Here is a 15,874-nt window from a genome sequence, read left to right on the forward strand (position 1 = left end):
TGTGGTGACCAAGTCTGGCGCAGAAGGTGTGCTTTGGATAGGGCGGCAAGCCGCTTCGCCCCTTGCAATCGGGGCATGGCCTATGCTTGAAACGGCACGAACCGACGCATGCGGCGGTTCCCTGCAGGAGTGTAGCTCAATTGGTAGAGCACCGGTCTCCAAAACCGGGGGTCGCAGGTTCGAGCCCTGCCACTCCTGCCAGCTAAATCAAATACTTAGATTGATTTTCGGCGAAGGCCGGCGAGCCCCTTTCAGGCTCCCGATGAACTCGCGCTTCATTCAACGACGACCGGCCTATTCTGCCACGCCGGCTTTCTCGCGCATCTTGTCGATCAGCTTCGACGCTTCCGCCTTCGTGAGGTTTTCATTGAATGCCTCGGGGCAATGCGCCTGCTCGCACAATGTTTTCAGGTAAGATGCCTGAGCCCCCGTCATCGGTTCATCGCCGGAGACCCAGTCGTCAGGGTCCTTTTCTGTGTTCGAATCGATGTGCGTCTTGGAAGTCATTTGCCGTCCTCTTCAGTCCAAGAACGCATTTGTTCATGTATTGTTCCGTGAGTGCGTTCAGGGGAGCACCGGTGCAACTCCAACGAACTACCGCCGCTTCAGCAACGATGCCATTGCTTGCGCTGCAATCGGGGAGAGCGAGGGAAGACCGAGGGAAGACCAATGGGACCCCTGTGGCGGGATCGCGAAGGCCGTTTCGGGCTTCCTCGCGCGCTCAAGCGATCCGATGTCCGGGGACGACCGCGACAATTCTCGGGGTCGTCACCGTCCTGATCCTGATAACGGCATTGCCGGGTTTCGGCGAATGCGCACTGCACTGAATGCGACGTTCACGGCCAAGCCGGTTGAACAGCGCATCTCCTCCTAGATCAGGCCTCGTGTCGCCAGCCTCGGCTCGTGGCCGCCCTCGGCTCTAATGTTGATCGTTTCGTTGGCCGCCAGCGCCGCGCTATCGCCTCGGAACAGTGGGCTGCTGACAAGGTCGTCCTGAGTGCTCTCAACACGGTGGTGCCGATAGGGATATTCACGTTGTTGTTCGCAGCGATCTACCGGGTACTGCCCGATACGGACATCTACTGGTGCCATCTCGTCCTGAGCGCATTTGTCACAGCCGTGTTGTTCACTATCGGCAAGTCGGTGATCGGCTTTAGCCCGGTCGCGCAGCGCCGAGTTCGGCCTATGCGCGGCGGGGTGCGCTGATCGTCCTCATGTTCTGGGCCTATTACTCATCGCAGGTTTTCCTGTGCGGTGCTGAACTGACGAAGGCGATCGATCACGAGCGTCATTCGGCCAGGCGCAGCGAGCGCGAGGAACAATTCAATAGCGCGTGAGTTCGTCCCAAAACCAACACGAACCCAATAGGGCGGTGACGACATGGCACGATCCGTAGAGGAGCTACGACGGGACTCCGAGATAAGCCGCGCCCAGCTTGCGGCGACCGTCGATCGGTTGAGGGAACAGATCACCGACACTGCAGAAGACATCCGCTACAAGGTTTCGCCGGATGGCATCAAGGCGGAGGTTTCCGGCTTCATCAGTCACAAGACCCAGACTTGGCTTGGCGCTCTCAGGCAGCAAGCGATGGAAAACCCGATGCAGGCGCTTGCCGCCGGCACCGCGATCGCGGTGCCGGCGTTGCGGCTGGCCCGCGGTTTTCCACTCCCGCTTCTGATGATCGGCGCGGGGCTCGCCCTGAGTTCGAAAACCGTGCGCGACCGCGCTGCGGAAGCGGCGGCGCCCGGAATTGAAAAAGCCAGGGAAGTGATGGACGAGACCGCGGCACGCGCGCAGTCACTCGGCGATAGCCTGCGTCAGGCGGTATCCTCCACCCAGAGCGAGGCAGCCGCTAGGGCCGGCGACGCACAGGAGGCCGCGGGCGAGATGGCGAGCGAGACGAGGAATCGGGCCGCCGAAACCGCTGACGCCGTCAGCGGCAAGGTCAAGGCCGGCATGGATGCCGCTTCTGAAATGGCAAATGACACCATGGAAATGGCGAAAGAAAAGATGGAGCGCGCTCGCTCCTCCGCCACCCGGGCAGCGACCGCGGCACCCGCAGCGGCAAGCAAGGTGATCCGCGACAACGCTGCATTGATCGGCGGCCTGGGAGTGGCGATTGGTGCGATCCTTGCTGCTTCGCTTCCAAGTACCAGGGCCGAGGCCGGCGTATTGGGTAAAGCGAGCGACAGCGTTAAACGCGCCGCAGGCACGGCAGCTCAATCCGGATTTGATGCCGCCAAAGACGCCGCTATGTCGGCTGCGGACGCCGCGGCGAAAAGCGTTTCCGACGCCGACCTCGGCAAGCACGCCAGTCGGATCACGGAAGGCGTGACCGAGAGGCTCCAAGAAGTGGCCGACGACGTCGTGACGACGGCATTTGATCCTTCCCGTAACCCACATAGCTGAAAAAGAGACCGCCATGAGCGATTTGGACCTCAACACCCGTAACACCAATTCCTCTCAGAACCAGAATACGACGACGTCGTCCCAGGACCTGAAGGACCAGGCTACCGAAGCCGGCGCAGAGATGAAGCAGCGCGCCGGCGACGCGCTGAAGGCGTCGACGGATATGGCACGCGAAAAATTCAAGGAAGCGGCGGATGTCGCCAAGGACGTGGCGTCAGGAACTGCCGATCGTCTGCAGGAGCAGGCTGGCGAACAACAGCGCACGGGCGCGGATTTCATCGGCCGGCTTGCCGGCGATATCAGGAATGCGGCGCGCGCGTTCGAGAATGACGCACCGTTTGCTGCCCGCAGCATCAATTCCGCGGCTGAATATGTTGACGAGGCCGCCGACAAGATCCGCAACGGAAGTCTCCGCGATCTCGTCGATGGCGCGACCGATTTTGCGAGACGGCAGCCTGCGGCTTTTCTCGGTCTCTCGGTGCTTGCCGGTTTCGCCGCGGTCCGCTTCCTGAAGGCATCCGGCAGTCAGAGCTCTTCACCGCAAAGCTCTTCCTCATCGTACTCGCCTTCATCGTACACGCCATCACCCTCCACCTCGTCCTCCTACAAAGCGGAGGCATCATGAGCACTAAAACGGATATTCGGACGATCTCCAGCCTGCTGGGCGATGCACTTTCGCAATTCGCCAAGCTGTTTCAAAACGAAGTCGATCTCGCCAAGGCTGAGCTTGGCGAAAAGGTTCAGCAAATCGGTGTCGCCGTTGGTCTCGTCGCGGCTGGCGCCATTCTCGTCGTTCCAGCGATTGTCATGGCCCTGTTCGCCCTTTCCGCGGCCTTGATCGCGGGAGGATGGTCGCAGCCCGTCTCGTATCTGATCTCCGCGATCGTGGCCGCGGTGATTGCGGCCATCCTGCTTGCGATCGGCATGAACCGGCTGGACGCGCGGAAACTGGCGCCACGTGAAACGCTGCGGCAGCTCGAAAAGGACAAGGATACCGTGAAGGGAATGGTGCGATGAGCGGAACACAAGGGAGTTTCATAGATGGCCTGACGGCTGCTGCCCGCGACAATCCGCTTGCTGCGGCTCTGATCGGAGGCGGTGCACTTTGGCTACTTATCGGCAATGACAAGTTGAAGAACGCGGCGAACTCGGTCAGGGCCGCTGCCGCGCCGCTTGCCGATACGGCTGCGCGTGGTTCACGGGCCGCCGCCTCGAAATTCGAGAATAGCTATGAGTCCATCCGGGATCGAACCTCCCGAATGCAGGACGAAGCCTCGCGGGGCGTCAATGAGACGGTGCGCAACGCCAGAAGCGGGGCTTCCGATGCGATGTCGGATGCGGCGGATACGATCAGCGATCGGTTCGAGGAAGGCATCTCCGGTGCGCGGGAAATGTGGGACCGGCTGGGCAGAGCCCTGCCACGGAGGGAAACGCTGGCTCAGGCGCAATCCTCGCTTTCCGATCTCCTCGAACGACAACCGCTGGTCCTCGGTGCCGTCGGTCTGGCGATCGGTGCCACGGTGGCCGGGGCGTTGGCGAAGTCCCATCTCGAAGATGAGTGGGTTGGCGAGCTCAGCGACAGTTTGAAGGCGGACGCGAACGCCCGCGCCGGCGCCGTGTCTCAAAGCGTCAGAGAGGCCTCCGACACGCTCCAAGCGGAACTCGGGGACGCCGGCGCCGAATTATCCGATCGGGTGCAACAGGCGGGCCGGGATGCAATGGATGCGGCCCGACAGAAAGTAGGGTCCTAGGCAGCGAGCGTCGGCGGGGAAAAATTGCTGTTAGGTCAATTAGTTGGCCCAATTTTCTAGAGCTGTCGCGAAGCTAGCCGAAGAATGCGGTGAGGACTGCCATGTCCGACGTGGCGGGCGTGTCGCCGCGCAGGTCGGCATCGATGACCCGTCGGCAGGCATCGACGGTAACGGTGTCGCCGAGGTCGTTTGCCGCGTCGAGAATGGTCCACGCGGTCTCGCCCGAAGGTCTTTCGCAGTCTTGGCCCAACATTGCCATGGTCGTGTCACTCCCCAGTGGAGCAAACAGGTTATCCAAGAGCTTTTAAAATCGGGATCGCGGCCTTGTATGCATTTGAGCCGACCCGGTACCGGCGGTTAACCAATGGCTCCGCCCCGTTTCAGTCTGCCGACAGGGGCCGCGGCACCCCGTACCTTGACCTTTTGCCCGGCCGGCAGTAGATACCCGCCACCTGCTGCTGGCCCGTTAGATGCGGATATCCGGCGCGGCCTTGAATTCCCCCGAACAATCGAGCCCGCTTGGTGGCTCATCCTTCGAGAGAGGGCTGGGCACTGGAGGGCTGTTCGGATTCGCTTTAAATCACAATCGTCTCACGAAGGACGCGGTAACCAACGATGGCTTTCAGCCCGTTCAAATTCCTGCAGGAAGTGCGCTCGGAGACCGCCAAGGTCACTTGGCCGACCCGCCGCGAGACGACGATCACCACGATCATGGTGTTCGTGATGGTTGCCTTGGCTTCGATCTTTTTCTTCATGTCGGATTTGATCATCCGCTACGTGGTCACCTTCCTGCTGGGCGTCCAATGATGAGCACCGGAACTCTTACGATGGACAAGCGCTGGTATATCGTTCACGCCTACTCGAACTTCGAGAAGAAGGTGGCGGAATCGATCCGGGAGCAGGCGAAGCAGCGCGGCCTCGAGGAACTGTTCGACCAGGTGCTGGTGCCGACTGAAAAGGTTACCGAGGTGCGCCGCGGCCGCAAGATCGACGCCGAGCGCAAGTTCTTCCCGGGCTACGTGCTGGTGAAGATGAAACTGACCGACGAGGCGTTCCATCTCATCAAGAACACGCCGAAGGTGACGGGCTTCCTCGGCGCCGAAAACAAGCCGATGCCGATCTCCGAGTCCGAGGCGATGCGGATCCTGCACCAGGTGCAGGAAGGTGTCGAACGGCCGAAGGCGTCGGTGTCGTTCGAAATCGGCGAGAACGTCCGCGTCGCCGATGGCCCGTTCGCGTCGTTCTCCGGCGTGGTTGAAGAAATTGACGAGGCGCGTTCGCGCGTGAAGGTCGCGGTGTCGATCTTCGGCCGCGCCACGCCGGTCGAACTGGAATTCGGTCAGGTCGAGAAGGTCTGATCGATGCTGTCGTTGCCGGGCTAAAGCGCGAAGCGCGTCTTCGCACTGGATCACCCGGCAATCCATCTTGCTTCGTGAGAAGCAAGAGCGACGGGCCCGGGTCAAGCCCGGGCATGACAAGAGTGGAGGCGGCGACGCCTTTGGAATGCCGTGGAAGGGGACTGACGGTCGCCAGCCGTCATGCGAACCGTACCACGGTCCTGTGAAGCTTCCGGATTGTCCGGAGCAACATGAGGAGCAATAAATGGCAAAGAAAGTGACCGGATACCTGAAGCTTCAGGTCCCGGCCGGTGCGGCAAATCCGTCGCCCCCGATCGGTCCCGCGCTTGGTCAGCGCGGCCTCAACATCATGGAATTCTGCAAGGCGTTCAACGCGCAGACGCAGAAGGAAGAAAAGAACACCCCGATCCCGGTAATCATCACCATCTATGCGGACCGTTCCTTCACCTTCGAGATGAAGACGCCGCCGATGTCCTACTTCCTCAAGCAGGCTGCCAAGATCCAGTCCGGCTCGAAAACTCCGGGCCGCGACAAGGCGGGCCAGGTGACCAAAGCGCAGGTGCGCGAGATCGCCGAGAAGAAGATGAAGGATCTCAATTGCGATTCCGTCGAATCGGCCATGAAGATGGTCGAGGGCTCCGCCCGTTCGATGGGTCTGGAAGTTGCGGGGTAACGGACCATGGCAATCGGAAAACGTTTGAAGAAGGTCCGTGAGGGCATCGACCGCGAGAAGCTCTATCCGCTCGCGGATGCCATCAAGATGGTCAAGGAACGCGCCACGTCGAAGTTCGACGAGACGATCGAGATCGCGATCAATCTCGGCGTCGACCCGCGCCACGCCGACCAGATGGTTCGCGGCGTCGTCAACCTGCCGAACGGCACCGGCCGCACGCTGCGCGTCGGCGTGTTCGCCCGTGGCGCCAAAGCGGACGAAGCCAAGGCTGCCGGTGCTGACGTCGTCGGCGCCGAAGACCTGGTCGAGAAGGTCCAGGGCGGCACGATCGACTTCGACCGTTGTATCGCAACCCCCGACATGATGCCGCTGGTTGGCCGCCTCGGTAAGGTGCTCGGCCCGCGCGGCATGATGCCGAACCCGAAGATCGGCACCGTGACGATGGACGTCACGTCAGCCGTGAAGGGCGCCAAGGGCGGCTCGGTCGAATTCCGCGTCGAAAAGGCCGGCATCGTGCAGGCCGGTGTCGGCAAGGCGTCGTTCTCCGAGGAAAAGCTGGTGCAGAACGTGAAAGCGCTGGCGGATGCGGTGGCAAAAGCAAAGCCGGCCGGCGCCAAGGGCACCTACATCCAGCGCGTGGCGGTCTCCTCCACCATGGGCCCGGGCGTCAAGGTCGAGCCGGGCACATTGCTCGGCTAGTCCGTGGCGGTCTGAGTGAATTGCAGGGCGGAATCGGGTGACCGATTCCGCCCTTTGCGTTTGACGTCGCGTTTTCGTAGTCGTTGCGTCGCCGGACTTGGCAAGAAGGAAAAAGAATGCCCGAGAAAGTCCTGATCTATTCGCGTTTTCCCAAAGCCCAGATGGAACGTTTTGGCGAGCGCTTCGAGTTGTTGAACGCCGCGGGCAAGGCGCCCAACGAGGTGTTCTCGGCCGATCAGCTCGCCGACATTCGCGCGCTGATCACGGCGGGCGGGACGCCGCTTCGCAGCGAGGCGATGGACATGATGCCGAAACTGGGCGCGATCATCTGCTACGGCACCGGCTATGACGGCGTCGACCTCGACGCTGCGGCGAAGCGCAACATCGCCGTCGGCCACAGCCCCGGCGCCAATGCGGCGTCAGTCGCCGATATCGCGATCACGCTGATGTTGGCGGCCACGCGGCGGCTGCTCGTGGCTGACGACTATGTGCGCGGCGGGAGTTGGGCGGCCGCAAAACCGTCGCCGATGATGCGCCCGCAAGCCGGGATGCTCGGCCGCAAGATCGGCGTCTACGGCATGGGCGAGATCGGCCGCAAGATTGCCTCGCGGGCTGCCGCGTTCGAGACCGAGGTCGGCTATTTTAGCCGCAGCCGGCACGATGTGCCGTATCGGTATTTACCGAGCCTGGATGCGCTGGCCGAATGGTGCAGTGTCCTGATGATCGCGGTGCGGGCAGGAGCGGATACCCATCACGTTGTCGATGCCAATATTCTGCGCAAGCTCGGCAAGGATGGTTACGTCGTCAACATTTCGCGCGGCTCGGTGATCGACCAGCCTGCGCTGATTGCGGCGCTGACCGATCAGACCATCGCCGGCGCGGGCCTCGACGTCTACGAGAAGGAGCCGCATGCGCCGGACGCCCTGACGGCGCTGCCCAATGTCGTGCTCTCGCCGCACATCGGCGGTCATACGCTGGAGTCGCATGTGGCGATGCAGGATTGCGTGTTGGCCAATCTCGATGCGTTTTTTGCCGGCAAGCGCCTGCCTTACCCGGTGCCGCTCGCCTGACTGCTTCAGTGCGCCGTGCCGGCCGGCACGTGGCGCAGCTTGTCGGGATTGCGGACGACGTAGATCGCAGCGATTTTCTCGCCATCGATCGCCATGCTCAGGGTGAGGTCGAGTTCGCCATCCAGATAGAGTAGCGCGCCAATGGCGCCGTTGATGACAGCCGGCTCGATACGGACGTCCTGGCCGGCAGTTTTGCCGGCAATACCGACGAAGAAGCGGGCGACCTTGTCTTTCCCGACAATCGGATTGCGCGCCGCGAACTTGCGGCCGCCGCCATCGGTGATTGCAACCGCATCCTCGCGCAGCAATTCGGCCAGCCGGCTGACGTCACCGCTGGTAACTGCTTCGCTGAAAGCATGCAGCAGGCGCGCGTGACTGTCCGGCGCGGCCGCAGGCGCCGGGCGGTTGTCGCGCACCGCTCGGCGGGCGCGCGAGGCAAGCTGACGGCAGGCGGCCTCGCTATGGTCGAGCATCGCGGCGATTTCGGAAAACGGCGTGTCGAACACATCGTGAAGCAGGAAGGCCGCGCGCTCCATCGGGGAAAGCCGGTCCAACGCCAGCAACAGGGCGAACGATAGATCGTCAGCCAGTTCGGTGGCGGCTTCGACCGACAGACTTTCCGCGTCGAACGCCGGTTCCGGGAGCCAGGGCCCGACATAGATCTCCCGCTGCGCCTTTGCGCTCCTCAGGCGATCGAGGCAGAGCCGGGTCACGACGGTGACGAGAAGCGCTTCCGCGTTGCGGACATCCTCGGCGCCGGCAAAGCGGAGATAGGCGTCCTGCACGACGTCTTCGGCGTCGCTGCGGCTGCCGAGCATGCGATAGGCGAGCCCGAGCAGGCGCCCGCGATGGGGCGCCAGCGGGTCGTCATGCGGCCTGTTTGACGACATCGATATTGTGTCCATTCACCGAAACGCGGCGGCACTCCTTGGCGTAGCCGAGCCCGGCTTTTACCATCGGGAACATGCGGCCGAGCTGGAGCGCGATCGTCAGGTCTATCACGCCTTTCGGGCCCCATTGGGCGCGGACGGCGTCGCGAAACTCATCGTCGTTGGCGGAGCGGCGCACCACGGCATCGGCAAACCGGAACCCGAGCATGGTCGCATCATTCATCGCGCGCGGATCGCGGCGAAGAACCGCCTCGATCTGGTCCTTGGCCATGCCCGCTTCCAGCGCCATGTCGACGACCAGTTGCGTACAGGGACCGCAATCCTCCGCCAGCGCGCCAACGATTTTGGCAGCAAAGCTGGCATCGATCGGAACCGCCTCGCGGTGCGCGGCCGCCTTCATGATGGGCGCGAACTTGAAAAAGGCGGTAGGGGATTCGTTCAGCATCATCTCGAGATAGCTGACGTCGTAACCATAGCGTTTGGCGAATGCACGCAAACTGCGGCGGGCGATCCAACTACGCATATTGTTCTCCTTTGTTGGGGAAGGCGGAATAGAGGGCGAGTGCGGAGGGCAGAACCACGGCAAGAAGATCGAACACGGCGTGATGGACGTGCCCGCTAGCGATCAGCACCAGGTGGATCAGGCCATGCGCGGCTAGGAAGCCGGCGCCCGCCACCGCCGCCGGCCAGTACCGTGGTCGCCATGCCCGCGCGGCCAGCGCCAGACCGGCCACCAGAAATGCTGCGCCGACGTCCTGCACGAAATGCGGGTTGAAGGGACCGGTATCGGTGACGCCGGGAACGTTGTGGTACCAGAGGGGGCCGGCAACAAGCATCGCCAGCCCGTTCAGAACGGCCGGTATCGCAAGGATCGCCGCTATTTGACGCCGCATGGGAACCTCCTGCGACCAAGACGAGCGTGGAGAGAGCAGTGTGACGGCGCGGGTCAAAAATTTTGGCGCGCGTTTCGAACGAAAATTTTTGCCGAGGAACTTTGCCTGGGCCGGGTCGACAAACTGGTGTGAATTTTGCCCTTGGCAAGCCGGGCAAGACTCGCTAAACAACGGCTTCCAGGCGTGCTGGCCGTAGCTGGCACGGCTGTGCGCGCATTCCGAAAACCCGTTACGGTAGGAGATCATTCCTTTCAGGACATCCGCATGGATTGCTCGAAAGGAAGGAAAACCTGTCGTTTCGTGGAAATGCGGCAGGGGTCGTTCGGCTTGCCGAATGGCTCCGTCCTGTCCGAGACTGCAGGCGCCCGCGAAGAACGCAAGTTCCTCAACGGCTTAATCTTATAGCCTGCATAGACGGGTGAAGACCGGATTTCGCTTTAGCGTCGCCTCGCGCGGCGCCATGGCTGATTTGGTTCGAACCTCGACACCCCGCACCATCCGGTTCGGGAGGGCAGGCTTTTCAAATGTCGTCTGCCCGGCGTGTCCTTGAGACTGGTGTCTAGAGGTCAGGTTTTGGGCGAGACGATGGGTGCAACCCGGCGGTCTCGCTCTTAAGCGAAGGCCGCCAACCGGAGAGAGCTTGCTGTGGAAAGAGCGGCAAAAAAGGACGCGGTTGAGGCGCTGAACGAGGTCTTCAAGACCACGAGCGTTGCAGTCGTCGCCCATTATTCCGGCCTCACCGTGGCCCAGATGCAGAAGCTGCGTACGCAGATGAAGCAGGCGGGCGCGTCGGTGAAGGTCTCGAAGAACCGTCTCGCTAAAATTGCTCTTGAAGGCACGGACGTCGTTGCCATCGGGTCCCTTTTGAAGGGGCCGACCGTGATCGCGACTTCAAACGATCCGGTAGCGGCGCCGAAGGTTGCCATGGAGTTCGCCAAGACGAACGAGCGGTTCGTCATTCTCGGCGGCTCGATGGGTAAAACCGTCCTGGATGTGAACGGCGTGAAGGCACTTGCCTCCTTGCCGTCGCTGGACGAACTGCGCGGCAAGCTTGTCGGCCTCCTGGTGGCGCCGGCGACCAAGATCGCTCAGCTCTCCACTGCGCCCGCGGCCAAGCTCGCGCGCGTCGTCCAGGCCTATGCCTCAAAGAGCGAAGCGGCCTGACCCTTCGCTAATCAAATCTGGTTCGAACCAAACCTTTAAGGAACTGATCAATGGCTGACCTACAGAAAATCGTCGACGACCTCTCGAGCCTCACTGTGCTCGAAGCTGCCGAGCTCGCGAAGCTCCTCGAAGAAAAGTGGGGCGTTTCCGCCGCTGCCGCCGTGGCGGTTGCCGGACCCGCGGGTGGCGGCGCCGCCGCTGCTCCGGTTGAAGAAAAGACCGACTTCACCGTCGTTCTCGCTTCCGCCGGCGAAAAGAAGATCGAAGTCATCAAGGAAGTCCGCGCCATCACCGGCCTGGGCCTCAAGGAAGCCAAGGACCTCGTCGAAGGCGCGCCCAAGCCGGTCAAGGAAGGCGTGAACAAGGAAGAGGCCGACAAACTCAAGGCCCAGCTCGAAAAGGCTGGCGCCAAGGTCGAGTTGAAGTAAGCGTACTACACAGAAAAGTGTGGGGATTCGCGGGGTTAGCCCCTCGAATCTCCACGTTTCTGCCCCATATCAGGGCGGCAGCAGGAAAAGGCGGTAGGCGGCGGGGACGGCAGGGTTCCCGGCGTAAGCCGTTGGGAGACAGTCAGATTTCGGGCTTTTTCAGTCCGTGAAGCAACCAGTTGTGACGGGCGGGTGCAGTCATGCGCCCGCGCGTCGTTTTGCGTTTTGAAGGTCTAAAGTGCGGGTTCAGGATTTAATTCCTGAAAGTGGGCTTTGTTCCTTTTGAGCGATTCGACAATTCAACCCGGGGGCGATGGCAGTCGCGCTTCGGAAGGTTCGCCTACTAAGGCGACGAAAATGAGAGGCCACGATGGCGCAGCAGACATTCACCGGTCGCAAACGGGTCCGCAAGTTCTTCGGACACATCAAGGAAGTCGCCGAGATGCCGAACCTGATCGAGGTTCAGAAGGCATCCTATGACCAGTTCCTGATGGTCGATGAACCTCCGGGCGGCCGGCTGGACGAGGGCCTGCAGGCGGTGTTCCGCTCGGTGTTCCCGATCTCGGATTTCTCCGGCACCTCGATGCTGGAGTTCGTCCGCTACGAATTCGAGCCGCCGAAATACGACGTGGACGAGTGCCGCCAGCGCGGCATGACCTATGCTGCGCCGCTGAAGGTGACGCTGCGCCTGATCGTGTTCGATATCGATGAGGAAACCGGCGCCAAGTCGGTCAAGGACATCAAGGAGCAGGACGTCTACATGGGCGATATCCCGCTCATGACCATGAACGGCACCTTCGTCGTCAACGGTACCGAGCGCGTCATCGTCTCGCAGATGCACCGGTCGCCGGGCGTGTTCTTCGACCACGACAAGGGCAAGACCCATTCGTCCGGCAAGCTGTTGTTTGCCGCGCGCGTGATTCCGTATCGCGGTTCCTGGCTCGACATCGAGTTCGACGCCAAGGACATCGTGTTCGCGCGCATCGACCGCCGCCGCAAGATCCCCGTGACCTCGCTGATGTACGCGCTCGGTCTCGACGGCGAGCAGATCCTGTCGACGTTCTACAAGAAGATCAATTTCAAGCGCGCCAAGGACGGCTGGCGCGTGCCGTTCGACGCCGCCCGTTTCCGCGGCTACTCGACCATCAACGACCTGATCGACGCCGATACCGGCAAGGTGGTGCTGGAGGCCGGCAAGAAGCTGACCGTGCGCGCCGCGCGCCAGTTGCAGGAAAAGGGCCTGAAAGCCCTGCGCCTGTCGGATGAAGAGCTGATCGGCAACTATCTCGCCGAGGATCTCGTCAATCCGAAGACCGGTGAAATCTACGCCGAGGCCGGCGAGGAGCTCACCGAGAAGTCGCTGAAGGCGCTCAACGAGCAGGGCTACAAGGAGCTGCCGCTGCTCGACATCGACCACGTCAATGTCGGCGCCTACATCCGCAACACACTGCATGCCGACAAGAACATGACGCGTGAAGACGCGCTGTTCGACATCTACCGCGTGATGCGTCCGGGCGAGCCGCCGACGATCGATTCGGCCCAGACCATGTTCCAGTCGCTGTTCTTCGACGCCGAGCGTTACGACCTGTCCGCGGTCGGCCGCGTCAAGATGAACATGCGCCTCGAGCTCGACGCGCCCGACACCCATCGCACGCTGCGCAAGGAAGACATCCTGGCCGTCATCAAGACGCTGGTCGACCTTCGCGATGGTAAGGGCGAGATCGATGACATCGACCATCTCGGCAACCGCCGTGTGCGTTCGGTCGGCGAGTTGATGGAGAACCAGTACCGCATCGGCCTCCTTCGCATGGAGCGCGCCATCAAGGAGCGCATGTCCAGCGTCGACATCGACACCGTGATGCCGCAGGACCTGATCAACGCCAAGCCGGCGGCTGCCGCGGTGCGCGAGTTCTTCGGCTCGTCCCAGCTCTCGCAGTTCATGGACCAGACCAACCCGCTGTCGGAGATCACCCACAAGCGCCGTCTGTCGGCGCTTGGACCGGGCGGTCTGACCCGCGAGCGCGCCGGCTTCGAAGTCCGCGACGTGCATCCGACCCATTACGGCCGCATCTGCCCGATCGAGACGCCGGAAGGTCCGAACATCGGCCTGATCAACTCGCTGGCGACGTTCGCGCGCGTCAACAAGTACGGCTTCGTCGAAACGCCCTACCGCAAGGTGAAGGACGGCCGCGTCACCGACGAGGTCGTGTATCTCTCGGCGATGGAGGAGGGGCGCTATCGCGTCGCGCAGGCCAATGTGCCGCTCGATGCCAAGGGCCGCTTCACCGAAGACCTGATCGTCTGCCGTCATGCCGGCGAAGTGCTGCCGATCACGCCGGACAAGGTCGATTATATGGACGTGTCGCCGAAGCAGCTCGTCTCGGTGGCCGCGGCGCTGATCCCGTTCCTCGAGAACGACGACGCCAACCGCGCGCTGATGGGCTCGAACATGCAGCGCCAGGCGGTGCCGCTGGTTCGCGCCGAGGCGCCGTTCGTCGGCACCGGCATGGAAGGCGTGGTGGCCCGTGACTCCGGTGCTGCCATCGCCGCCCGCCGTTCCGGCGTGGTCGACCAGATCGACGCCACCCGCGTCGTGATCCGCGCCACAGAAGATCTCGATCCGACCAAGTCGGGCGTCGATATCTACCGGCTGATGAAGTACCAGCGCTCCAACCAGTCGACCTGCATCAACCAGCGTCCGCTGGTGAAGGTCGGCGACATCGTCAAGAAGGGTGACATCATTGCCGACGGTCCGTCGACCGATCTCGGCGAGCTCGCGCTCGGCCGCAACGTGCTGGTCGCGTTCATGCCGTGGAACGGCTACAACTTCGAAGACTCGATCCTGCTCTCCGAGCGGATCGTGAAGGACGACGTCTTCACCTCGATCCACATCGAGGAGTTCGAGGTGATGGCCCGCGACACCAAGCTCGGACCTGAGGAAATCACCCGCGACATTCCGAACGTCTCGGAAGAAGCGCTGAAGAACCTCGACGAAGCCGGCATCGTCTATATCGGCGCCGAAGTCCGCGCCGGCGACATCCTGGTCGGCAAGATCACGCCGAAGGGCGAGAGCCCGATGACGCCGGAAGAAAAGCTTTTGCGCGCCATCTTCGGCGAAAAGGCTTCCGACGTCCGCGACACCTCGCTGCGCGTGCCTCCGGGCGTGCAGGGCACGATCGTGGAAGTGCGCGTGTTCAACCGCCACGGCGTCGACAAGGACGAGCGTGCGCTGGCGATCGAGCGCGAAGAGATCGAGCGTCTGGCCAAGGACCGCGACGACGAGCAGGCGATCCTCGACCGTAACGTTTACGGCCGCCTCGCCGAGCTCCTGGAAAACCGCCAGGGCATCGCGGGTCCGAAGGGCTTCAAGAAGGACACCAAGATCACGCGCGCCGTGCTCGAGGAGTATCCGAAGTCGCAGTGGTGGATGTTTGCGTCACCGAACGACAAGCTGATGGCCGAAATCGAGGCGATGCGGAAGCAGTACGACGAATCGAAGAAGGGCCTAGAACAGCGCTTCCTCGACAAGGTCGAAAAGCTGCAGCGTGGCGACGAATTGCCGCCCGGCGTGATGAAGATGGTCAAGGTCTTCGTCGCGGTGAAGCGCAAGATCCAGCCCGGCGACAAGATGGCCGGCCGCCACGGCAACAAAGGTGTGGTGTCCAAGATCGTTCCGATCGAGGACATGCCGTTCCTCGAGGACGGTACGCATGCGGACATCGTGCTCAATCCGCTCGGCGTGCCCTCGCGCATGAACGTCGGCCAGATTCTGGAGACGCATCTCGGTTGGGCCTGCGCCGGTCTCGGCAAGCGCATCGGCCAGACCATCGACGGCTATTATCAGAAGCAGGATCTCAAGCCGCTGCGCGAGACCCTGAAGAAGATCTATGGCGACGATGAAACCATCAAGACGCTCAACGACAACGAGCTGATGGAGCTGGGCCGCAATCTGAGCCACGGCGTGCCGATCGCGACGCCGGTGTTCGACGGTGCCAAGGAAGCCGACATCGAGGAGATGCTGAAGCTCGCGGGCTTCGACGCCTCCGGCCAGTCGACCGTCTATGACGGCCGCACCGGCGACGCCTTTGATCGCAAGGTGACGGTGGGCTACATCTACATGCTCAAGCTGCACCATCTGGTCGACGACAAGATCCACGCGCGTTCGATCGGTCCGTACTCGCTCGTCACCCAGCAGCCGCTGGGCGGCAAGGCGCAGTTCGGCGGCCAGCGTTTCGGCGAAATGGAGGTGTGGGCGCTGGAAGCCTACGGCGCGGCCTACACGCTGCAGGAAATGCTGACCGTGAAGTCGGACGACGTCGCCGGCCGTACCAAGGTGTACGAGGCGATTGTGCGCGGCGACGACACGTTCGAGGCGGGTATTCCGGAATCGTTCAACGTGCTGGTCAAGGAAATGCGCTCGCTCGGCCTCAACGTCGACCTGCACAATTCCAAGATGGGACCGGCGCCGACGTCCGAGGCGGCTGAGTAACGCTTGAGATTCCATGTCCGGCCCAAAGCGCGAGGCAAGCCTTCGCGCAA

Annotated in this window: 18 protein-coding genes and 1 tRNA gene; 14 read left to right on the forward strand and 5 right to left on the reverse strand. The window is 62.3% G+C overall.

Annotation, left to right across the window (positions count from 1 at the left end):
• Positions 1–125 precede the first annotated feature (125 nt).
• Positions 126–201: transfer RNA gene (locus RX328_RS21145), tRNA-Trp, on the forward strand.
• Positions 202–294: 93 nt separating this feature from the next.
• Here RX328_RS21145 and RX328_RS21150 read toward each other — a convergent pair.
• Positions 295–507, reverse strand: coding sequence for a DUF3072 domain-containing protein (locus RX328_RS21150; RefSeq protein WP_213245546.1), 213 nt, complete (start codon positions 505–507; stop codon positions 295–297).
• Between the two features lie 396 nt (positions 508–903).
• On the opposite strand from RX328_RS21150, the gene RX328_RS21155 reads away from it, so the two are divergent.
• The 5 genes from RX328_RS21155 to RX328_RS21175 all read left to right on the forward strand — a co-directional run bounded on the left by RX328_RS21155 (position 904) and on the right by RX328_RS21175 (position 4,160).
• Positions 904–1,206: a YhjD/YihY/BrkB family envelope integrity protein gene (locus RX328_RS21155; RefSeq protein WP_213245544.1), complete on the forward strand. Its 303-nt coding sequence runs from the start codon at positions 904–906 to the stop codon at positions 1,204–1,206.
• Positions 1,207–1,380: 174 nt separating this feature from the next.
• Positions 1,381–2,409: a DUF3618 domain-containing protein gene (locus RX328_RS21160; RefSeq protein ID WP_213245542.1), complete on the forward strand. Its 1,029-nt coding sequence runs from the start codon at positions 1,381–1,383 to the stop codon at positions 2,407–2,409.
• A gap of 13 nt (positions 2,410–2,422) precedes the next feature.
• Positions 2,423–3,034 carry a hypothetical protein gene (locus RX328_RS21165; protein WP_247510269.1) on the forward strand — a complete coding sequence of 204 codons (612 nt, stop codon included), beginning with the start codon at positions 2,423–2,425 and terminating at the stop codon, positions 3,032–3,034.
• On the forward strand, positions 3,031–3,426 hold the full coding sequence (locus RX328_RS21170; protein WP_213245540.1) for a phage holin family protein: 396 nt from the start codon (positions 3,031–3,033) through the stop codon (positions 3,424–3,426). Before RX328_RS21165 ends, RX328_RS21170 begins: the two co-directional genes overlap by 4 nt.
• Positions 3,423–4,160, forward strand: coding sequence for a hypothetical protein (locus tag RX328_RS21175; RefSeq protein WP_213245538.1), 738 nt, complete (start codon positions 3,423–3,425; stop codon positions 4,158–4,160). The genes RX328_RS21170 and RX328_RS21175 overlap by 4 nt, the downstream gene beginning before the upstream one ends.
• Before the next feature lie 73 nt (positions 4,161–4,233).
• Here the strand turns inward: RX328_RS21175 and RX328_RS21180 are convergent, their stop codons facing one another.
• Entirely contained in the window at positions 4,234–4,419 is a 186-nt protein-coding gene (locus RX328_RS21180) for a hypothetical protein (protein WP_213245536.1), read from the reverse strand.
• 356 nt (positions 4,420–4,775) lie between these two features.
• Between RX328_RS21180 and secE the strand changes: the two genes are divergently transcribed.
• The 5 genes from secE (at position 4,776) to RX328_RS21205 (ending at position 7,960) form a co-directional block, all read left to right on the forward strand.
• Positions 4,776–4,967 (forward strand): preprotein translocase subunit SecE, encoded by a 192-nt coding sequence (secE, locus tag RX328_RS21185; protein ID WP_213245534.1) that lies wholly within the window; start codon positions 4,776–4,778, stop codon positions 4,965–4,967.
• Between the two features lie 20 nt (positions 4,968–4,987).
• Complete coding sequence (nusG, locus tag RX328_RS21190; protein WP_057849226.1) at positions 4,988–5,518, forward strand: transcription termination/antitermination protein NusG; 531 nt, start codon at positions 4,988–4,990, stop codon at positions 5,516–5,518.
• A 244-nt stretch (positions 5,519–5,762) separates the two neighbouring features.
• Positions 5,763–6,191, forward strand: coding sequence for a 50S ribosomal protein L11 (gene rplK, locus RX328_RS21195; RefSeq protein WP_213245532.1), 429 nt, complete (start codon positions 5,763–5,765; stop codon positions 6,189–6,191).
• 6 nt (positions 6,192–6,197) lie between these two features.
• Positions 6,198–6,890 (forward strand): 50S ribosomal protein L1, encoded by a 693-nt coding sequence (gene rplA / locus RX328_RS21200; RefSeq protein WP_057843562.1) that lies wholly within the window; start codon positions 6,198–6,200, stop codon positions 6,888–6,890.
• 116 nt (positions 6,891–7,006) lie between these two features.
• Positions 7,007–7,960, forward strand: a complete 954-nt coding sequence (locus RX328_RS21205) for a 2-hydroxyacid dehydrogenase (protein ID WP_213245530.1) — start codon at positions 7,007–7,009, stop codon at positions 7,958–7,960.
• 5 nt (positions 7,961–7,965) lie between these two features.
• Here RX328_RS21205 and sigJ read toward each other — a convergent pair whose 3' ends face one another.
• Genes sigJ through RX328_RS21220 form a run of 3 tightly spaced genes read right to left on the reverse strand, consistent with a single transcriptional unit; the run spans position 7,966 to position 9,743 of the window.
• Positions 7,966–8,850 (reverse strand): RNA polymerase sigma factor SigJ, encoded by an 885-nt coding sequence (sigJ, locus tag RX328_RS21210; RefSeq protein ID WP_213245528.1) that lies wholly within the window; start codon positions 8,848–8,850, stop codon positions 7,966–7,968.
• The gene (locus RX328_RS21215) at positions 8,828–9,373 is read right to left on the reverse strand and encodes a hypothetical protein (RefSeq protein ID WP_213245526.1); all 546 of its coding nucleotides are present in this window, start codon (positions 9,371–9,373) and stop codon (positions 8,828–8,830) included. The genes sigJ and RX328_RS21215 overlap by 23 nt, the downstream gene beginning before the upstream one ends.
• A complete protein-coding gene (locus RX328_RS21220) occupies positions 9,366–9,743 on the reverse strand; it encodes a hypothetical protein (RefSeq protein WP_213245524.1) in 378 nt (125 codons plus the stop codon). Before RX328_RS21220 ends, RX328_RS21215 begins: the two co-directional genes overlap by 8 nt.
• Before the next feature lie 645 nt (positions 9,744–10,388).
• On the opposite strand from RX328_RS21220, the gene rplJ reads away from it, so the two are divergent.
• The 3 genes from rplJ to rpoB all read left to right on the forward strand — a co-directional run bounded on the left by rplJ (position 10,389) and on the right by rpoB (position 15,824).
• Positions 10,389–10,907 (forward strand): 50S ribosomal protein L10, encoded by a 519-nt coding sequence (gene rplJ / locus RX328_RS21225; protein ID WP_213245522.1) that lies wholly within the window; start codon positions 10,389–10,391, stop codon positions 10,905–10,907.
• A 50-nt stretch (positions 10,908–10,957) separates the two neighbouring features.
• Positions 10,958–11,335, forward strand: coding sequence for a 50S ribosomal protein L7/L12 (gene rplL, locus RX328_RS21230; protein ID WP_213245520.1), 378 nt, complete (start codon positions 10,958–10,960; stop codon positions 11,333–11,335).
• Positions 11,336–11,705: 370 nt separating this feature from the next.
• Positions 11,706–15,824 carry a DNA-directed RNA polymerase subunit beta gene (rpoB, locus tag RX328_RS21235; RefSeq protein ID WP_213245518.1) on the forward strand — a complete coding sequence of 1,373 codons (4,119 nt, stop codon included), beginning with the start codon at positions 11,706–11,708 and terminating at the stop codon, positions 15,822–15,824.
• Positions 15,825–15,874 lie beyond the last annotated feature (50 nt).

Source organism: Bradyrhizobium sp. sBnM-33 (assembly GCF_032917945.1).
Classification (GTDB): domain Bacteria; phylum Pseudomonadota; class Alphaproteobacteria; order Rhizobiales; family Xanthobacteraceae; genus Bradyrhizobium.